Source organism: Corynebacterium glutamicum ATCC 13032, assembly GCF_000011325.1.
Lineage (GTDB): Bacteria > Actinomycetota > Actinomycetes > Mycobacteriales > Mycobacteriaceae > Corynebacterium > Corynebacterium glutamicum.
In genome coordinates this window covers 680,082-699,245 of record NC_003450.3, presented here as the reverse complement: position 1 = coordinate 699,245, position 19,164 = coordinate 680,082, and the positions used below count along the sequence as shown (strand labels likewise).

General features: G+C 55.8%; 19 protein-coding genes. 12 read left to right on the top strand and 7 right to left on the bottom strand.

The features are described 5' to 3' along the window. The first annotated feature begins 75 nt into the window (after positions 1-75). The 4 genes from CGL_RS03410 (at position 76) to CGL_RS03395 (ending at position 4,172) form a co-directional block, all read left to right on the top strand. On the top strand, positions 76-327 hold the full coding sequence (locus CGL_RS03410) for a hypothetical protein (RefSeq protein WP_003858290.1): 252 nt from the start codon (positions 76-78) through the stop codon (positions 325-327). Further along, on the top strand, positions 324-1,184 hold the full coding sequence (locus CGL_RS03405; protein ID WP_011013812.1) for a C40 family peptidase: 861 nt from the start codon (positions 324-326) through the stop codon (positions 1,182-1,184). Before CGL_RS03410 ends, CGL_RS03405 begins: the two co-directional genes overlap by 4 nt. Before the next feature lie 66 nt (positions 1,185-1,250). Next, a complete protein-coding gene (locus CGL_RS03400) occupies positions 1,251-2,480 on the top strand; it encodes a hypothetical protein (protein WP_011013811.1) in 1,230 nt (409 codons plus the stop codon). A gap of 486 nt (positions 2,481-2,966) precedes the next feature. Beyond that, positions 2,967-4,172: a D-alanyl-D-alanine carboxypeptidase family protein gene (locus CGL_RS03395; protein ID WP_172820760.1), complete on the top strand. Its 1,206-nt coding sequence runs from the start codon at positions 2,967-2,969 to the stop codon at positions 4,170-4,172. On the opposite strand, the gene CGL_RS03390 is transcribed toward CGL_RS03395, so the two are convergent. The 3 genes from CGL_RS03390 to trpS form a co-directional block, all read right to left on the bottom strand. Then, positions 4,169-5,074, bottom strand: a complete 906-nt coding sequence (locus CGL_RS03390; protein ID WP_011013809.1) for an RDD family protein — start codon at positions 5,072-5,074, stop codon at positions 4,169-4,171. The genes CGL_RS03395 and CGL_RS03390 overlap by 4 nt on opposite strands. A gap of 58 nt (positions 5,075-5,132) precedes the next feature. Continuing rightward, a complete protein-coding gene (locus CGL_RS03385; protein WP_003858295.1) occupies positions 5,133-6,218 on the bottom strand; it encodes a YihY/virulence factor BrkB family protein in 1,086 nt (361 codons plus the stop codon). Positions 6,219-6,326: 108 nt separating this feature from the next. Further along, positions 6,327-7,364: a tryptophan--tRNA ligase gene (gene trpS / locus CGL_RS03380; protein WP_011013808.1), complete on the bottom strand. Its 1,038-nt coding sequence runs from the start codon at positions 7,362-7,364 to the stop codon at positions 6,327-6,329. Between the two features lie 159 nt (positions 7,365-7,523). Here trpS and CGL_RS03375 point away from each other — a divergent pair, with 159 nt between their 5' ends. The 3 genes from CGL_RS03375 to CGL_RS03365 are packed head-to-tail and all read left to right on the top strand — an operon-like array spanning position 7,524 to position 10,333. Continuing rightward, positions 7,524-8,543: a FecCD family ABC transporter permease gene (locus CGL_RS03375; RefSeq protein ID WP_003858297.1), complete on the top strand. Its 1,020-nt coding sequence runs from the start codon at positions 7,524-7,526 to the stop codon at positions 8,541-8,543. A gap of 6 nt (positions 8,544-8,549) precedes the next feature. Further along, complete coding sequence (locus tag CGL_RS03370) at positions 8,550-9,332, top strand: ABC transporter ATP-binding protein (protein ID WP_011013807.1); 783 nt, start codon at positions 8,550-8,552, stop codon at positions 9,330-9,332. A gap of 23 nt (positions 9,333-9,355) precedes the next feature. Then, positions 9,356-10,333 (top strand): ABC transporter substrate-binding protein, encoded by a 978-nt coding sequence (locus tag CGL_RS03365; RefSeq protein ID WP_011013806.1) that lies wholly within the window; start codon positions 9,356-9,358, stop codon positions 10,331-10,333. 574 nt (positions 10,334-10,907) lie between these two features. On the opposite strand, the gene CGL_RS03360 is transcribed toward CGL_RS03365, so the two are convergent. The 4 genes from CGL_RS03360 to CGL_RS03345 form a co-directional block, all read right to left on the bottom strand. Continuing rightward, entirely contained in the window at positions 10,908-11,099 is a 192-nt protein-coding gene (locus CGL_RS03360; RefSeq protein ID WP_003860810.1) for a hypothetical protein, read from the bottom strand. Positions 11,100-11,235: 136 nt separating this feature from the next. Beyond that, a complete protein-coding gene (locus CGL_RS03355) occupies positions 11,236-11,895 on the bottom strand; it encodes a trimeric intracellular cation channel family protein (RefSeq protein ID WP_003854700.1) in 660 nt (219 codons plus the stop codon). A gap of 1 nt (position 11,896) precedes the next feature. Beyond that, positions 11,897-12,811, bottom strand: coding sequence for an exodeoxyribonuclease III (locus CGL_RS03350; RefSeq protein WP_003860808.1), 915 nt, complete (start codon positions 12,809-12,811; stop codon positions 11,897-11,899). A 51-nt stretch (positions 12,812-12,862) separates the two neighbouring features. After that, on the bottom strand, positions 12,863-14,137 hold the full coding sequence (locus tag CGL_RS03345) for an MFS transporter (RefSeq protein WP_003854698.1): 1,275 nt from the start codon (positions 14,135-14,137) through the stop codon (positions 12,863-12,865). Positions 14,138-14,320: 183 nt separating this feature from the next. Here CGL_RS03345 and CGL_RS03340 point away from each other — a divergent pair, with 183 nt between their 5' ends. From CGL_RS03340 to CGL_RS03320, 5 genes are read left to right on the top strand one after another with little or no spacing between them, the layout of a single operon-like run. Beyond that, positions 14,321-15,373 carry an iron-siderophore ABC transporter substrate-binding protein gene (locus CGL_RS03340; RefSeq protein WP_011013805.1) on the top strand — a complete coding sequence of 351 codons (1,053 nt, stop codon included), beginning with the start codon at positions 14,321-14,323 and terminating at the stop codon, positions 15,371-15,373. Positions 15,374-15,382: 9 nt separating this feature from the next. Next, positions 15,383-16,378: a FecCD family ABC transporter permease gene (locus tag CGL_RS03335; RefSeq protein ID WP_011013804.1), complete on the top strand. Its 996-nt coding sequence runs from the start codon at positions 15,383-15,385 to the stop codon at positions 16,376-16,378. Continuing rightward, positions 16,375-17,403: a FecCD family ABC transporter permease gene (locus tag CGL_RS03330; RefSeq protein WP_011013803.1), complete on the top strand. Its 1,029-nt coding sequence runs from the start codon at positions 16,375-16,377 to the stop codon at positions 17,401-17,403. Before CGL_RS03335 ends, CGL_RS03330 begins: the two co-directional genes overlap by 4 nt. Next, positions 17,400-18,209 (top strand): ABC transporter ATP-binding protein, encoded by an 810-nt coding sequence (locus CGL_RS03325; protein WP_011013802.1) that lies wholly within the window; start codon positions 17,400-17,402, stop codon positions 18,207-18,209. Before CGL_RS03330 ends, CGL_RS03325 begins: the two co-directional genes overlap by 4 nt. 9 nt (positions 18,210-18,218) lie before the next feature. After that, complete coding sequence (locus CGL_RS03320; protein ID WP_011013801.1) at positions 18,219-19,118, top strand: siderophore-interacting protein; 900 nt, start codon at positions 18,219-18,221, stop codon at positions 19,116-19,118. Positions 19,119-19,164 lie beyond the last annotated feature (46 nt).

Below are 19,164 nucleotides of genomic sequence, written 5' to 3'. Positions count from 1 at the left end.
GACCGCGCGGGCGAATTTGGGCTTGGAGGGAACCAAACGGCCACTTTTCCAGTCCAACAAAGTATGAGGATTAATTTGCCCCACGCCAAAGAGCTCGCCCACGAGCTGTGTTTGTTGCCCACCCCTGCTGTGCCCGCGCTTCCCACTGATTCTGGCGCGCAGTTTGATATCCACCAGGCACTATCCGCCTCCCTTGCCACCTATGCCCGCAACCTCACCTTGCTGTCCCACACCGCCGAGAATTTAGGAAACCGCGCGCTGACGGGCCTCGCTGAAATCGAAGACACCGACGACCAACTCGCACACGCATTGGAGCGCCTGACATGATCGGTCTGATCAGCGCCCTTAGCCGCCTAGCCACACACGAACCAGCACAACTTCCGCAACTGGCCATCCCGCAGGCGCCTGACATTTCAGCCGCCATCGCGCTCGGGCGCGAGCTCAGCGCCAACCCCACCACCCTTTTATCGCTTTTCGACGCCACGTCACAACAACACCACCTCCTTGTCACCTCCCTCATCCAGGCCGCTCCCCTCATTGACGCAGCCCGCCACGACATCGCCACCACCGCGCAGCACTACCTCAACCAGGCAGCGGGATTAGTCATGCGCAGTTTCTCCATGAATCCGGCGGAATCTTTCGCAGCGCGCACCGAATTAATTTCACTTCCTGGACTGATGATTGCCGAAGCCAGTCAACGGCTAGAAGAGATGTCCCGACAGGTGCAACCAATCGTCGAAAAGCTAGTGCAGATTCAGGACCTCACACCTGAGCCCACCGCCGAACCCGTCGCGGAAACTGCGCCGGTCTATATGGCGGCGCAGGCGCCAAGCAATGACAACGAGGTGGGCAAACAAGCAGTAGCCGCGGCGAAAGAAGCCCTCGGCACACCCTATTTATGGGGCGGGACCAGCACTTCCGGCTTCGACTGCAGCGGTTTAACACAGTGGGCTTGGCGTCGCGCCGGGGTGGAAATTCCGCGCATCGCGGACCAGCAAGCAGTCGGCCGGCAAGTCACCTACGACGAACTTCAAGAAGGCGATCTACTGATTTGGGACGGCCACGTAGCCATGTACGCCGGCGGTGGGCAAATCATCGAAGCCGGCGACCCCGTGCAGCTCAATCCCATCCGAACCTCCAACATCGGGATGGCTTTTCACGGCTACTTCCGACCCACAGGCTAAGAAAATCCTTAAAGGCCCTACCTCATACGTGACGAAGAAAACCACTACCGGCTAGGATTTATCAGCATGGCTGAAAAAGGAATCGTTCCCGTTAAACTCTCCCTCACAGAAGGTGACTTCTATACCCTGTGGGCACCAAACTGGCGCGAAGGCGGCAATGAATGGCAAGCGTTTCTCGGTGCGAACGATGACCTTTATGTATTCAACTCCCCGGAAGAGCTCCTCGTCTTCTTAGAATCCGACGACAAGCATGATCTGACCTCCCACCCAGAGTGGAAGAAATTCAACTCCGGCGACGCAGCCCGCGTTGTCCCAGACGCCAACGCAGAGCTCGACATCATCGGCGCACCAGCACTTCTTGCCGATCGCCCCTCCTACGCAAACGTCAAAACCCTCTCCCGCATCTTCGCTGTCATGCGCAGCCTCGGCCACGTCACCGCTGCCTCCCCAGTCACCGTGTTCTTCTCCTCCCACTCCGTGCTCAGCAACGTTGACCGCGGATCCGAGCACTACTCCGGACCCAACGGCCTGGGCGAATGGACCTCCGTTGGTCGCGCAGTAGCCACCAACTGGAACGGCGTTGTCGACGCCCTCGACGAAGCCATCACCGTCAAGGAAGTAAACAGCCTCTTTACCGAAGACGCCGCAACCCGCATTCAAGAAGCACAAGCAGCTGTTCAGGCAGCTCGCGAGGCTGAAGAGCAAATCGCCAAGGAAGAAGCCGAAAAGGTCGACCCTTACGACAACTCCCCATGGGCTGCAGCAGGCATCGACCCCATCAAGGTCTCCATCGACGGACGCACCATCTACACCCTGCGCACCTACCTCGGCGGACAGCCAGTATTCCTCGGAAAATTCGGCGAAATCTTCACCTTCAACAGCCAAAAATCCCTCCTGCGCTGGCTCGTCGAACACGATGACCACGACCTCGCCCGCGCCTCCACCTGGAGCGACCTCATGCTCGGCATCAACGCCGGTGAAACCGAACTCCTCGTCCACAGCGACAACGTCTACTCCTTCAACGGCCTGGTCAAAGACATCAACACCTCCGTCGACGCCGTAGACACCCAACAAATGGCCCGCGCCTACGAACTCATGGCAGACACCGCCGACTGGGCCGACGACGACTCCATGAATTCCTACTTCCTGGCCAACCCACGCATGCAGGACTACATCTCCTACATGCTCGGCGGCAGCGACACCTCCGGATATGTCCCTCACGCACCATTCAACGACCACTCTGAGAGCTGGCGCGAGCTGGAGGAGATGCTGATCAAGCGATTCAGCAAGTTCTAGGTCGCCTATTTGGGGTTCGTCCCCACCGCACCAAACAGGAGTGCCCACGGATCAGCTTTTCCCGGTCCGTGGGCACACCTGTGTGGTTTTGCGGCCTCAATACCGGTCACAGATGCCCAAAGTTTGGTTTCGAGGCTCTCGTGGGCACTCTTGTTTGGTCGCACTGGAAACCATCCTTTTTCTGTCCAGCATCGCCCAAAAACAGAGGCTCCAGATTCGTCTCTAAGGCCTTTTAACGCACTAAACCACACAAGCATTCATCTAGGAATCTCGACCTCTTAAATAGCCGCCCAGCCGGCCACGACATCACAGGCACACAGACACGCCTAAACACCACCGGTCCCTCGTCGAGCACGCAAGAAAAGGTAATATGTCCAACCCATGAGGAGATCACTTCGACACGGATTCACAGCACTTCTGACAACGTGGGCGCTACTTTTACCCACTGTTGCGGTAGCACAGGAACCGATCGACAACGTCCCCGAAGTGACAGCCGACAACGCAGAAACTCTCGAAGACATCATCGACGACGCGCTTACCCCCACCACCCGGTTGGAAGCTCCCAACACTGATCTGTGCCCCTACAAGGAATCTCCTTCCCCGGCGCGCAGCACATCAGAGGTAGTCGCGCCGGGTGCACAAACGCCCGCGCTGGTTCCGGTTCCATCTGTTCCCGCAGGTGGTGAGAAATTGGCGACATGCGGTGTGATCACTCCCAATGGCTTTGAGCTTCCTGAAGATTCTGATGAAACTATCACTGCGTCGGCGTGGATGGTGTTTGATATTGATTCCGGTGAGATCATCGCAGCAAAGGATCCCCACGGAAGGTATCGCCCCGCATCGATCATCAAGGTGTTACTCAGCTTGGTTGCCATCGATGAGCTGAACCCCACCACCGTGGTCACGGGCACGATGGAAGCCGCCAACATCGAGGGCTCCCGCGTGGGTGTCGGCGAGGGCGGCCAGTATACCGTTGATCAGCTGCTGCACGGTCTTCTTTTAGCCAGCGGTAACGATGCGGCGTATCTGTTGGCTCAGGAACTTGGTGGGGATCAAGCAACCCTGGAGAAAGTAAACGCGCTGGCCAAGGAGTTGGGCACTCAAGACACCTTCGTTGCCACTTATTCCGGTTTGGATGCGCCGGGAATGTCGACCTCCGCATACGACATGTCATTGATTTATCAGCATGCGTGGCAGAACCCGGTTTTCGAGTCGATTATCTCCACCGATCACATTGATTTCCCTGGTTGGGGCGACAATGAGGGTTTCCAAGTCTGGAACGATAACGCCTTGTTCATGAACGATCCTGATGGCATCGGCGGCAAGACCGGCTACACCGACGACGCGAACCACACCTTTGTCGGCGGTCTCGATCGGGGTGGTCGCCGCCTCGCCGCCGTACTCTTGGATTCCACCGTCAGCGACATTCGTCCGTGGGAACAAGCACGATTGCTTATCGACGCCTCCCTCCCCATCACGCCGGGGTCCGGCGTGGGCCAGCTGGGCTCCGGCAGCGCGAACGATGTGGCACCGGCGACCCCAGAATTACCAGAACCCACCGACAACCTGACTTCAGGTGAGGGTGGGTCGCAGAACACGCTGCTTAAGCTCGTGGTGCCCATCGGAATCATCGTGCTGTTGCTAATCGCCGCACTAGCGTGGACATTCAGATCTCCCAAGAAAAAGAACTAGGTGTTCTTCTTCACGACCTCTGCGTTGGCCAAGCGGTCGTGCATACCGCGCATCTGATTGCTTTCATTAATGGAAGAGCCATAAACGATGGCCATCACAAACGACACCACAGAACCGATACCGGTGAAGCTGATCAGTTTCCACCAGTTGCGCTTTGCTGCGGCACCAGCGGAAAGCTTGGAGTGAGTGTCCACATCACGGGTCTCGTAGCCCATTATCTTCTTCGCAGGGGTGGATCCCAGGAAGGATTCACTACCCACGATATAGACGATCAGCACCAAAATCATGATGACACTGGTGAGGAATTCAGATCCAAAGCCGAAAATACCGGAGACAATTCCACCAGCGATGCCGGCAAAAATACTGTCGAGGATCGCCATCCACAAACGCGTACCCGCAGTAGGCCTGTTAAAAACCTGATTGCTGTTGTACATCGGTGCAGGGGTGTTCGCGAAAGGTTGCGCATACATCGACGCTTGGGTTTGGTCCTGCATCGGGTTGTAGCTCTGCTGAGTTTGGTAATCCATGGTCGGATTGCCATACGCATAGTTTTGTCCGCTATTCCACTGCTGTTGCGGTTCCGGCGACGGCTCCGGCTGAGGTGCCGCAAACGGCTGCGCAGTAGGGGTGGAAGGCAAGGTGCCGAAGTTTCCTAAATGCTGAATCTGCGCCCAGGTGAGTGGAACTCCAGCTTCTAATTGAGCATCGTAGGTGGCGCGTTTTGCTGGGTCTGCAAGCACTGCGAAAGCTTGGACGGTTTGGGCACGTCGAGGATCGTCCTGGGCAATTCCCATTTGTTCTAAGCGAAGATCGCGGGCAGAAAGGGAAACACCTAAAGCTTCGGAGGATTCACTTCGATCAAGGTCAAATGCGGTGTATAGGTTCGGCAAGTTCGTGTTCATATCTCCACCATAAACAATGTGGCACCACCTGGGAATCAGGGAATGCCCTTAATAAAAACTATTTTTTACGCAACAGCGCAAAAGCACCCGCAGTCGCGGCACCCACGGCCACTCCAATGCCCACTTTTCGAGCAGATTGGGAGACTTCTTCACCTGGATCAATTTCATGGCGAACCCGAATGATCGCAGGCTCTGGTGCTGGAACAGTCGCAAGACGCAACGCTTCTTCACTGGTGGCAGCCCACGCAGAGCAATACATGAGGATGCGCCAGATCAAATACAGCACAACCATGATGCCGATGATCGGACCGAATGCTGCACCCGCGGGGTTACTCAATGCATTTGAAGCCAACAGCGATCCAACCTGCTTGACCACCTCAAAACCGATTGCGCCAAGCAGTGCTGCCTGAAGACCCGGTTTCATGGGAACTTTGGTACGTGGCAGGGAGAAAATCAGCCACATGAACACCAGGAAGTTAGCCAAGACACCAACAAGTGCTGCGACCACCCAGGTGATGTAGCTAATGCCCGGAATCTCCCCCAGGCCCACAAAGTCCAGCAGGTTTTTGGTTAGTCCGGAAGCACCGAGCGCCGTGATACCGAAGGCTACGCCCATGGCCAGCAGCAAGACGATCAGCGCGACCAAGTCGGTGAGCTTCTTTTGAATGAAGTTGCCTTCAGTTGGGTCAATGGCCCACATGCGGGAAACTCCAAAGCGCAGGTTCGCCATCCACCCCAGTCCAGACCACAGGGCAGTTACACCACCAATGCCCAACACAGCACCACGCTGCGCAATCGCGGAATCAATGATGCCGTTGACGGTGTTACCGATCTCGCCTTCTAAAGCATCGTTGATTCGATTTTGAATATCTGTGAGAACTTCAGGGTTTCCGGCAAGGATGACACCTGCAATACCGAAGACAAGCATGGCAATCGGGAAGATCGACAGCACGGAGAAATACGTAATACCCGCCGACAATTGGTTGCCACCTTTTGCGCCGAAACGTTCATTCATGCGCATGAGATGATCAAACCAGTCGTGCTTGTCCCGGAGTTTGTCCACCAGGCCGGGTTCATCCTTGTTGACGCGTTCGATGCCGTATTCGTCGGTATAACGGTCTTGTGGCGTTGTTCTAGTAGACATACGAAAATCCTCCGACCCTTAAAGAAGTATTAATACCTTCCAGGATAGAAAAATCCGGCCACAAACGCTTCCGAAGTAGCCGGATTGTAATAATCGAGGGTCTAGTTGTTAGCGACGAGACGCCAAGAAACCAATCTTGTCGTACACATCAGCCAAGGTTTCGTTGGCAACTTCGGTGGCGCGCTCAGCACCGATAGCCAAGACTCGTTCGAGCTCGCCGCGGTCATTCATGTACTCGTCGTACTTTGCCTTCAAAGGAGTGGTGAAAGCCTCAAGCGCGTCGGCGGTGTCACCCTTCAACGCACCGTAGCCAGCGCCCTGGTAGCCGTCGACAAGCGAATCGATGGAGGTACCCGTCAGCGCAGACTGGATGACCAGCAAGTTGGACACGCCAGGCTTGTTTTCTGGATCGTAGGCGATGACGCCGTCGTTGTCGGTGACTGCGGACTTGATGCGCTTGGTGGACACCTTTGGATCATCAAGCAGGTTGATGATGCCCTTCGGGTTGTCGCCGGACTTGGACATCTTGGCGGTGGGGTTCTGCAGATCGTAAATCTTGGATGCGCCCTGCGGGATGAATCCTTCTGGAACCTCGAAGGCCTTGCCGAAACGATTGTTGAAACGCTCCGCGAGGGTGCGGGTGAGCTCCAGGTGCTGGCGCTGATCTTCACCGACTGGGACAAGATGTGGGCGGTACAGCAAAATATCTGCTGCCATCAGCATCGGGTAGGTGAACAGACCAGCTGAGGTACGGTCGGCGCCACGCTTGGAGGACTTGTCCTTGAACTGGGTCATGCGGGATGCCTCGCCGAAACCGGTCAGGCAGGTCAGAACCCATGACAGTTCTGCATGTGCGGGAACATGCGACTGCACAAACAAGGTGGAGCGTTCTGGATCAATGCCCAGGGCCAGCAGCTGTGCGGCGCCGGAAATGGTGCGGTTGCGCAGCTCTTCTGGTTCCTGATCGACGGTAATCGCGTGGAGATCTGGAATGAAGTAGAAGGCATCGTAGGAATCTTGCAGGTCAATCCACTGCTTGACTGCTCCCAAGTAATTGCCCAGGTGATAGGAATCGGCGGTGGGCTGAATTCCAGAAAGGACTCTGGAAGCGGTTTGTGCGGTGAGATCTTTATCCTGCGTCGTCATGCTGTATCAGTGTAGTCACCTTGGACAGACCTTTTCCGGTGAGGCAACATTTACCAGTCGAGCGGGGTTGCTATCGGCCGAAAGTTTAGGGTTTTGTTCAATCTGTTGGTTAGTATTGCTTGGGTAAACAAGTCATAACAATTTTCATTAAGGGTCGTTTTGTCGCGCACAGGTGTTTCGAAAAAACCAAAGCTCACCGCTCCTGTTGTCATCATCGGCACCCTCGTCTTGTTGATCATCGCCTTCACCGCTTCCCTCATGCTGGGTCCCGTGACGGTTCCATTGAATGAGCTTGCAACCAACCCCGTTGTCACCGATATCCGTGCACCACGCATTATCATCGCAGCATTGGTGGGTGCGGCGCTGGCTGTCTCCGGTGCGATCATGCAGACGGTGTTTCACAACCCGTTGGCGGATCCCGGCATTGTGGGTGTGTCCTCCGGTGCAGCTGTTGCAGCTGTCTTGGCGATTGTCACCGGTGCGAGTTTCTTTGGCCAATGGACCGTTCCTTTTGCGGCCTTCGTGGGCGCATTGGTCACGGTGGCTGTGGTATATTTGATCGCTAGTTCCCGCGCGATGGATGGCCGTGGCGCAGATCCGGCCACGTTGGTACTGGTCGGCATGGCTATCACTGCCTTTTTGGGTGCTGTTATTTCCAGCGCCACTGCGAACGCACCACAAGATTCTGAGCTTCGATCCGTGACGTTTTGGCTCAACGGCGATCTGGTATCTCGGACGTGGGAACATGTGGGCGTTGCAATAATCCCCATTATCGTTGGGTTGATTCTAGCTATCGGCGGTTCCCGCGATCTGAACTTGTTGCTGCTGGGTGATTCCACAGCGCAAACATCTGGACTCAACGTCAACCGCGCACGCATCATTTTGCTAGCACTTGCGGCACTGCTCACCGCCACAGCTGTTGCGGTCTCCGGCACCATTACGTTTGTTGGATTGGTAGTACCCCACCTGGTGCGCATTGTTTTAGGTGCCGATCACCGAGCGTTACTCCCGGCCGCCGCGATTTTGGGCGCCACGTTTGTTATCGTTTCCGACACTGTTGCCCGCATGATCTTCTCCCCCATCGTCTTGCAAACAGGCGTGGTGGTGGCGTTCATTGGCTCACCAATTTTCCTTTATTTACTGCTCAGCATGCGCAAGCGACGCGGATTGGGGCTGTAAAAACTCATGCCTCAATTAGTTGAAATTCGTGATCTCAACGTTGAATTCCCCTCTCGCCATGCAGTGAAAAACGTGTCTTTTTCTGCACCTGCTGGAAAAGTCACCGCACTGATTGGCCCAAATGGTGCTGGTAAAAGTACTGCCCTTTCGGCGATTGCAGGATTGGTTGAATCCACCGGCGAGGTAATGGTTGGTGGGAGTGGGGTTGCGTCGAAAAGCGCTAAAGCCCGAGCCCGCCTGCTCTCACTCGTGCCGCAAAACACCGAGTTGCGCATTGGTTTTAGTGCACGCGACGTTGTCGCGATGGGCCGCTACCCGCATCGTGGCCGCTTCGCCGTGGAGACCGACGCAGATCGACGCGCCACCGATGACGCCCTGCGCGCCATCAACGCGCTCGACATCGCCGAGCAGCCCGTCAACGAATTATCGGGCGGCCAGCAGCAGCTCATCCACATCGGCCGAGCGCTCGCCCAAGACACCGCCGTCGTGCTTCTCGACGAGCCCGTCTCCGCCCTTGATCTACGGCACCAAGTTGAAGTCCTTCAACTCCTGCGCGCCCGAGCTAATTCCGGCACCACCGTGATCGTCGTCCTTCACGATCTCAACCACGTTGCCCGTTGGTGCGACCATGCAGTGTTGATGGCCGACGGCGAAGTTGTCTCCCAAGGTGACATCCGCGAGGTGCTCGAACCTGCCACACTGTCCACCGTGTACGGACTGCCCATTGCGGTGCGCGATGATCCCGAAACCAGCTCACTTCGCGTGATCCCGCATCCAAATCCCTTTTGATTGAAAGTTTGACTTAAAAACCCATGAAAAAATCACTCATCGCCATTGTTGCCAGTGCGCTCGTGTTAAGCGGCTGCACCTCTGATTCTTCTGACTCTTCCGGCACTTCCGGAACTGTGGAAACCACTTCGATTACAACCAGCGTTGCCGCAGCTGACGGCGCATTCCCACGCACCGTCACACTCGACGATTCCTCCATCACCTTAGAATCCAAACCAGAGCGCATCGCCGTACTCACCCCAGAGGCAGCATCCTTGGTTCTCCCCATCACAGGCGCCGACCGCGTCGTGATGACCGCCGAAATGGACACCGCTGACGAAGAAACCGCAGCTCTGGCCTCCCAAGTGGAATACCAAGTCAAAAACGGTGGCAGCCTCGACCCCGAACAAGTTGTCGCCGCCGACCCAGATTTGGTGATCGTCAGTGCGCGTTTCGATACCGAACAAGGCACCATCGACATTTTGGAAGGCCTCAACGTCCCCGTAGTTAACTTCGATTCAGACGCTTGGGGAGACATCGACGCCATCACCAAACACCTAGAAATTGTGGGTGAACTCGTCGGCGAAGAAGACAAAGCCGCAGAAGCAATCGCAGAAATCGATGCAAACCGCATCGACATCGACAAGCCTGCCACCTCCCCCACTGTGCTCACTTTGATGCAACGCGGACCACGCCAAATGGTCATGCCAGAATCTGCCATGCTCAACGGCCTGATCCGCGAAGCCGGCGGCACTCCAGTGGTAGATTCTCTCGGCGCGGTAGGCACCATCACTGCAGACCCAGAACAAGTTGTTGCGATGGCACCTGAGATCATCATCATTCAGGACTTCCAAGGTAAAGGCCGAGAGAACTTCGCTAATTTCCTCTCCAACCCAGCGCTAGCCAACGTTCCCGCCATTGAAAACGACAAGATTTTCTACGCCGACACTGTCACCACTGGAGTTACTGCAGGTACCGATATCACCACTGGTCTGCAGCAAGTGGCAGAAATGCTGAGCTAGTTTTGAGATGTTGAAACTAGCCCAAGTGCCCAAGAACTCCCCTACGTAATTCCTCTTTTGTCTTTATCGTGGGTGTTTAGTTCGGATCCCGCGGCGGAAGTTCCCTGTTTGACTGCTTACTGACCCACGAATAGCCCGCAGGGGAAAGAATGTGCGAATATCCACCACAGGATGGAGGTAAAGTTCCATTTGTGGTGGATTTTTGTACTCATGAGACCCTGTGATGCAAAAATAAGTTCGATTTAGTGGTTAGCCCACACGTTTGTGGTGAATCCTTGATCAGTAAATCCACAGGAATCACATCCGCCCCACTAGCCTCAAGATCGAAACCTCTCAGAATCGCTTTTAAGCGCCTCAGCTGGCCCACCCCATACCAGGACCTAATTTGAAGTTCTCACCCTCTTAAATCGCCTCCTGCGTCCAAAGCAGGGTTCGGCCTCTCGCACGCAATGAAAAGTCCACTAAGCCCAGTAAGCACAGCAAAAGGCGCACGCTCCCTCCCTAGCCACAGCTAGTAGAGCAAACGTGCGCCTTAAACGCCTCTAACTTAAAACACCCCAAAGGGGCGTCTGTTTTAGATCTTGTGTGAGGTTGGTGAATTTACATCTGCAGCCACTGCGAGACCCCAGGTGATGATTCCGCCACCGGCAGCCATGATCAGTGCGGCAACAATTGCCATCACGGAGTACCCAACCTCGATGGTGTACCAGACACCACCGGCCAAGATGATAGCGCCAAGAACTAGAAGGGCGAATGACTTACCCATGTACAATCCTTACTTTTCGTATCAGCTTGAGAAAAGTTGATACATCCTCATTGAAGTTTTCTGATCTGACCTTACCCGTATTTTAAGGAACTTCTGCAATTAGGGGTAGTAAAATTTTCCCCCGAGTGCAAAATCCTTACTTCCGGAACATTCTCCACAGACGCATTTTGGGATCTCGTTTGTATTCGCGTTCTTGGTAGTCGAATACGGGGAGGCTCCATCCGCGCCAGATGGATAGCAGTCGGACTACAAAGGCAACCACCACAGAGACCAGGACGGTGACGTTTTCGGAAGCTCCAAGGTACATCATCGCAAAGTAGACGCAGGTGGCGAGGAATGCGATTGATGCGTAGAGCTCTTTTTGAAATACCAGTGGGATGCGGTCACACAAAAGGTCACGCATGACGCCGCCGAATACACCTGTGAGCACTGATGCCACTACTGCGATGATGAATCCGTAGCCCATTTCCAGTGCGATTTGTGTGCCGATCACAGCGAATGCAGAAAGACCCACGGCGTCGAGCACGAGGAACAACACACGGAAGTGCTCCATCAGGAAGGAAATGGACACTGTCAAAATGGCTGCGCCAATGATCAGCAGTAGATACAGTGGCTTTTCCACCCACACCAGCGGGTAATGTCCCAGCAGCATGTCGCGGATGGATCCGCCGCCGATCGCGGTAACGCATGCGATGACGGATACTCCGAAGAGATCCATTTTTTGTCGGCCTGCGGCCAGCGCGCCTGTCATGCCTTCGGCGGTGATGCCGATGGCCCATAGAATTGTCAGCAGCATTTTAGGAGTAGATCACGTTCAGTGGTGAGTGATCTGACCAGCGCAAATCGTATGCAGCGGCTTTGTCTACCCAGGAGCGTTCTGCGCGTTCGAGCATCGCTGCGGTTGCTGCTTGGTAGTCGATGCGCCATCCGGCGCCGGTGTCGAAGGCTTTTCCGCGGTAGGTCCACCAAGTGTAGGGGCCGTCGCCTTCAGGTTGCAGGCGACGTGCAACGTCGAACCACGCAGGGTCCGTAGTTGCTTCTCGACGCCTCGTTCCTTCATAGTCCACGGCACCGAAGAAGTCGCCGGCCCCTGCAACCTGGGTTGCCTCATCTGGGAAGGTGCCAAAGACTGAATCCATGAATGCGCGTTCGTCGGGAAGGAAACCGGATTTCTTTTGGTTGGTTTTCCAGTTTTTCAGGTCTTCGCGGCGGTGGCAGATGTTCCAGTCGCCACCGATGACCATGTGGGAGCGTTCTTTAGCGCGCTGGTCCAGGAACCCTTCGAATTCATCGAGGAAGCGGTACTTTTCATCCTGCTTGTCGGTGCCCGCTGAACCTGAGGGGAGGTAAAGAGATGCCACGGTTACTGGCACATCCAGGGTGGTGTCTTTGATGGTTGCTTCAATGTAGCGGCCGGAGTCAAGGAAAGATCCAAAACCGATGTTCACATCTTCAAGTTCATGCCTAGACAAAATGCCGACACCGGCACGTCCCTTGGCAGCTGCTGGGGCACCAATGTAGTGCCATCCGTTATCTAAGGCGGGTTGCAGTGCGGTGGCGGTGTCTTTTTCGCTTGCGCGGACTTCTTGGAGGAGGACAACGTCCGGGCGAGTTTCTTCAAGCCACGGAAGGAAACCTAGGTTTGTTTCGCTTCGCTGTTTGACCGCTGCCCTAATGCCGTTGACATTGACGGATGTGATGTGAAAACTCATGCTTGTCACACTAGTGGGTGCTTGGGGAAATCCTCCATCCGCCAACCCCGTTTATGTGCGTTTACGCAAGGCCACCATGGGGAACCACACCACGATGGCAAGGAATGCCAGGCCAGCGCCAGCAAGGGCTGGAGTGCTGTAGGAATAACCCGCGCCGATAACCACGCCACCGATCGCTGCGCCCAAAGCGTTACCGATATTCAGTGCAGATTGATTCAGAGATGCAGCCAACGTTTGTGCGCGTCCTGCAACGTCCATGAGTCGGATCTGCAGTGATGGGATCAGTGTGGAGCCGAAGAATCCGACGAGTCCGAAGTTGATGGTTCCCAGGATGGCGTTGTTGGAGGTGAAGTAGAAACCGATGAGGGCCACCACGATGCAGATCAGTGCGAGGAGGATTCCGCGGTCCACGTTCCAGTCGGCGATGCGTCCACCGACGTAGTTTCCGCAGATCATGCCCACGCCGTAGGCCATCAGCACAATCCAGATCAGGGAGCTTGGCATGCCAGCTTGGTCGGTCATGGTCCAAGAGATGTAGGTGTAGACCGCGAACATGCCACCGAAACCGATGGAACCAATGCCCAGGGTGAGCCAGACCTGGCTGTTCTTCAAAGCACTGAGTTCTGTCAGCGGGCTGGTGGGTTTCATCTCTGTCATGTGTGGCATGAGGAACCATAGGGCCAGCAAGGTGAGAACACCCAGGACGGTGACCAGCACGTAGGCGGTGGACCAACCGAAAGCATCGCCCAGTGCTTGGGCTGCTGGAACACCGGCGACAGTACCCACGGAAAGACCCATACCGACATAGGCGATCGCACGTCCACGCTGTCCGTCTGGTGCCATCGATGCTGCTGCCAAACCTGCAACTGAGAAGTACGCGCCGTGTGGCAGACCAGCGATGAAGCGGGCAATCAACAGGACTTCATAGGACGCATTCAGTGTGGACAACGCGTTACCCACCACAAAGAAGGCCACCAGGATGAGCAGCAGGCGGCGTCGTGGAAGTTTGCCGGTAAACGCTGTGATCAGCGGGGCACCCACAACCACGCCGAGGGCGTAGATGGTGATGATGTGTCCGGCTTGGTCTTCGGAGATCTCAAAGTCGGAGGCGATCGCGCTGAGCAGACCCATGGAGACAAATTCCGTCACACCGATGGCGAAGCCACCGAGTGCGAGGGCAGTCATGACGATATATCGACGAACCTCGGAAATTTCCGTTTGCCTAGGAATCGGGCGGCGTTTGATATGTCCGCCGATATGCCCACCGCGTCCTTGTGGTGCCTGCGAGTCGACAACCTTGACAGGATTTTTTCCAGATTCGTGCATGTAAGCACAATATCGGACAGCTCCCTCACCGGCACTATTGCAGACAACAAATGTGCGTACTTAGCCACCTTTCAAAAGGTTGTGACGTGAGACATTTCCTCCAATACCTCTCCAGTGATATTCTGTCGGGCAGCCTAACCTAAGTTATTCCGTTGTTGTTCGAGAAAGAGAGAGAAACTTTTCATGCGTACGTCTCGCGTTCTAGCCGGCATTCTTGCCGCAACCCTCACGGTGTCCCTCGCGGCCTGCTCCCAGGATTCTTCAGAAACGTCCTCCAATTCGTCTTCAGCAGCATCCCAAAGCTCTGACGTTTCCAACGAGGCGTTCCCTGTCACCATTGAGCACGCTTTCGGCGAGACCACCATTGAGTCCAAGCCAGAACGCATCGCAACTGTTGGCTGGTCCAACCATGAAGTCCCTCTCGCATTGGGTGTGACTCCTGTCGGCTTTGAGAAGGTCACGTGGGGCGACGATGACAACAACGGCATCTTGCCATGGGTGGAAGAAACCTTGAGCAAGCTCGGCTCCGATGAGCCTGTGCTTTTCGATGCCACCGATTCCATTCCTTTTGAGGAGATCGCCAACACTGCTCCGGATGTCATTTTGGCGTCCTACTCTGGCATCACCCAGGAAGACTACGATCAGCTGTCCCAGATCGCACCTGTGGTTGCCTACCCAGAAATCGCATGGGGCACCTCCCTGGATGAAATGATTGAGATGAACTCTAAGGCGATTGGCTTGGAGCAAGAAGGCAAGGATCTCATCGCAGATCTGGATGCAGAGGTTGCTTCCGCCATCGATGCCAACCCAGAGTTGAAGGATGCGAAGCCTGTATTCGCGTTCTTCGATGAGAGCGATTTCTCGCAGATTGGTGTGTACACCAGCATTGATCCTCGCATGAGCTTCTTGCTTGATGCGGGTGTCCAGGAAGCTTCAGTCCTCAAGGAGCACTCCAGCCCAGATAGCTTCTACGAGCAGGTTTCTGCAGAAAACCCTGAAACCTTCGACGATGTTGATGTGATCATCACCTACGGCACCGAAGATGATGCTGCAAACGCTGAGCTGTTGTCCAAGATGCAGGCTGATCCACTGCTGTCTCGAATCCCAGCTATCGCCGAGGGCAAGGTTGTGTTCTTGGGTGCTAACCCACTGGCTGCTTCAGCGAATGAATCCCCACTATCTATTCCTTGGGGTATCAACGATTACTTTGCAAAACTCGCCGAACCTCTGAAGTAAAACTGCTTGATGTCAACAACCAAAAAGCTTTTGTTTCTCAGCGCCACGCTGGTTCTTTTAGCTGTTGCGTGCGTGTGCTCTGTGAAATTTGGTGTGCGTTCCACCAGCACTGATGATGCGATCCAGGCATTGCTTGGGCATTCGGACACCACGGAGCAAGCAGCAGCATTAAAGAGAATTCCACGGACTGTGCTGGGCATCATCATTGGTGCTGCCCTGGCGATTGCGGGAACCACCATGCAGGCGGTGACCAGGAATCCGCTGGCAGATCCAGGTATCTTTGGCATTCTTGCTGGTGCTTCTCTGGCTGTGGTCATTGGCATTTCCTTTTTCGGTTTGGCTGGCGCGGTCCCCACGATGATCGTTGCGGTCGTTGGTTCTGCGGCTGCTGCGGTGTTTGTGTACACCGTGGGTTCTTTGGGTCGCGGTGGGGCCACGCCGCTCAAGCTTGCTCTTGCAGGTGCAGCCACCACCGCTGCGCTCACGTCCTTGGTCAGTGCTGTGTTGTTGCCTCGCGTTGATGTCATGGACAGATTCCGCTTTTGGCAGATCGGTGGCGTGGGTGGCGCAGAGTGGGATCGAATGGCCCTGGCTGCACCGTTTCTCGCTGTCGGTTTCTTGCTGTGTGTGCTCACATCCACTGGTTTGAACGCGTTGGCGTTGGGTGATGATGTGGCCACCAGTTTAGGTGAGAATGTGCTGAGAACACGGATTGTGGCGTCGATAGGCGCTGTTATTTTGTGCGGCGTGGCTACGGCGCTGGCCGGCCCGATCGCGTTCGTGGGGCTGGTGGTGCCGCACATTACGCGCCTGATTGTGGGCACGGATCATCGCTGGCTGGTGCCCTGTTCGGCGCTAGCGGGCGCGGTGTTGATTGTTGCGGCGGATACTTTTGGGCGCGTGGTGACTCGTCCGAGTGAAATTGCCGTGGGCATCATCATGCCGATCATTGGTGCGCCACTGTTTATTTGGATTATTCGTCGTCAGAAAGTCAAAGAGCTATGAGCCTTAGCCATCAACTCAAGCGCCAGCGCGCATCGCGCAACTCCCGCAGGTGGCTGATTGTTGCGGCATTGGGCGTCGTCACGCTTGGTATTTTTGCTTTTTCTTTGATGTGGGGCGAGGTGTTTTATGGCCCTGCTCAGGTGCTGAAAGTGTTGTCTGGACAGCAGGTTCCCGGCGCGAGTTATTCCGTTGGCGTGTTGCGTTTGCCGCGCGCGGTGATGGGTTTGACTGCGGGTTTGGCGTTTGGCGCGGCGGGCGTGATTTTTCAGACGGTGTTGCGTAATCAGTTGGCGTCGCCGGATATTATCGGCATTTCTTCTGGCGCGTCGGCGGCGGGCGTAATTTGCATTGTGTTTTTCGGGATGTCGCAGTCTGCAGTGTCGGCGATTTCTTTGTGTGCGTCCTTGGCTGTGGCGTTGTTGATTTATCTGGTGGCGTATCGCGGTGGTTTTTCGGCCACGCGTCTGATTCTTACCGGCATTGGTATTGCTGCGATGCTGAATTCATTAGTGTCGTATTCGCTGTCCAAGGCTGATTCTTGGGATCTGCCGACCGCGACGCGCTGGCTTACCGGCTCGCTCAATGGTGCGACGTGGGATCGTGCGATGCCGCTGATTGTCACCACTGTGGTACTCATTCCGCTGCTGGTGGCTAATGCGCGCAATGTGGATCTTATGCGTTTGGGCAATGATTCCGCGGTGGGTTTGGGCGTTGCTACTAATCGCACGCGCGTCATTGCGATTATTGCCGCTGTTGCGCTCATCGCCGTTGCTACCGCTGCATGCGGCCCGATCGCATTCGTGGCGTTTGTGTCTGGCCCCATTGCCGCGCGCATTTTAGGCTCCGGCGGATCGCTCATCATCCCCTCCGCACTCATCGGCGGGTTGATCGTGCTCATCGCCGACCTAATTGGCCAATACTTCCTCGGCACCCGCTACCCCGTCGGAGTTGTCACCGGCGCATTCGGCGCCCCATTCCTTATCTATTTACTCATTCGTTCCAACCGCGCGGGAGTAACCCTGTGACCACCAACCATCAACTATCCGCCGAAGAAATTTCCCTGGCGTACGGCGAGCGCACCATCATCGATTCGCTCAGCGTCGACATCGTCCCCGGCAAAATCACCTCCATCGTCGGCCCCAACGGATGCGGCAAATCAACGCTGCTGCGCGCCTTTGCGCGCCTCCTTAAACCTAGCGCCGGGCAAGCGCTTATCGACGCCCACCCCCTTCCTTCACTGCCAGGCAAAGAACTAGCTCGCATGCTCGGGCTGTTACCGCAATCCCCCACCGCACCTGAAGGCATCGTCGTCGCCGACCTCGTGGGCCGCGGCCGCCACCCCCACCAAGGACTCATGGGCAGATGGTCCACACGCGACTACGAAGTAGTGGCCCAAGCATTGGAAATGACCAACACCACCGAGCTTGCCGAACGCCCCATCGACGAACTCTCCGGCGGCCAACGCCAACGCGTCTGGATCGCCATGGCCCTTGCCCAAGAAACAGACATCCTGCTTCTTGATGAACCCACCACCTACCTCGACATCGCCAACCAGCTCGAAGTGCTTGATCTCCTCACTGACCTCAACCACAACCACGGCACCACCATCGTCATGGTGCTCCACGAATTGGGACTTGCCGCACGTTACTCTGACCACCTCATCGCCATGAACGCCGGAAAAATCTACGCCCAAGGCACCCCCACCAACGTCATCACCGAAACCATGATGAGCGAGGTCTTCCACACCGACGCCCGCATTATCGCCGACCCAGTCTCCGGCGCACCACTGGTCATGCCCATGGGACGACACCACATCACCGCACTTCACTAGGAGAACACCATGCCCGCCCCAGTAACCGCCATCGTTGAATCCGCAACCCAGATCAGCCCCAACTTCATCCGGATTGTGTTCACCGGACCAGAACTCAAAGTGGTGGGCAGCGACACACCGCTTTACGATCAGCGCATCAAACTCATTTTTCCCAACCCCGGCCAACCCCTACCTGAATTCCCCCAAGAAGGACTCTGGTACGAAGAATGGGCCAAACTTCCCGAAGACTCCCGCGGCGTCATGCGCACCTACTCCATCCGCTCACTGGAGCGCACCGAAGAAGCCACCCGCATGACCGTCGATTTCGTCCTCCACATCGCGCCGGGGCTCACCGGACCTGCATCCACGTGGGCGGCGTCTGCTGCAGCTGGTGATGAAATTTTGATTGTGGCACCACGACTCGATGCTGAATATATGGGTGGCATTGAATTCGCTCCCGGTGCAGCCACCAAGGTGATCTTGGCAGGCGATGAAACCGCAGCACCCGCAATCGCGCGCATCCTCGAAGACCTCGCAGATTCCGATATTCCAGGAACCGCCATGATCGAAATCCCCTCAGATGACGATGCACTTGCCATCGAGGGACCTTCCTCCATCGATGTGAAATGGCTGCCCCGCAACGGCCGCAAGCACGGTGAATTGTTGATGGAAACCCTGGCCCTCCACCATGAAGAAACAGAAGCTGCAGCCACCTCCGAAGGCGAACTTGTGTGGGAGACTCCTGTGTTCTCCGCCACTGGCGAACAGATCACAGAATCCAACCCACGTTCAGGCGACTACTACTGGATTGCTGGCGAAAGTGGTGTCGTGACCAGCATTCGTCGATCTCTAGTGAAAGAGAAAGGCCTCGACCGTTCCCAAGTGGCATTCATGGGGTATTGGAAACACGGCGTTTCCATGCGGGGCTGAAACTGCCACCATAGGCGCCAGCAATTAGTAGAACACTGTATTCTAG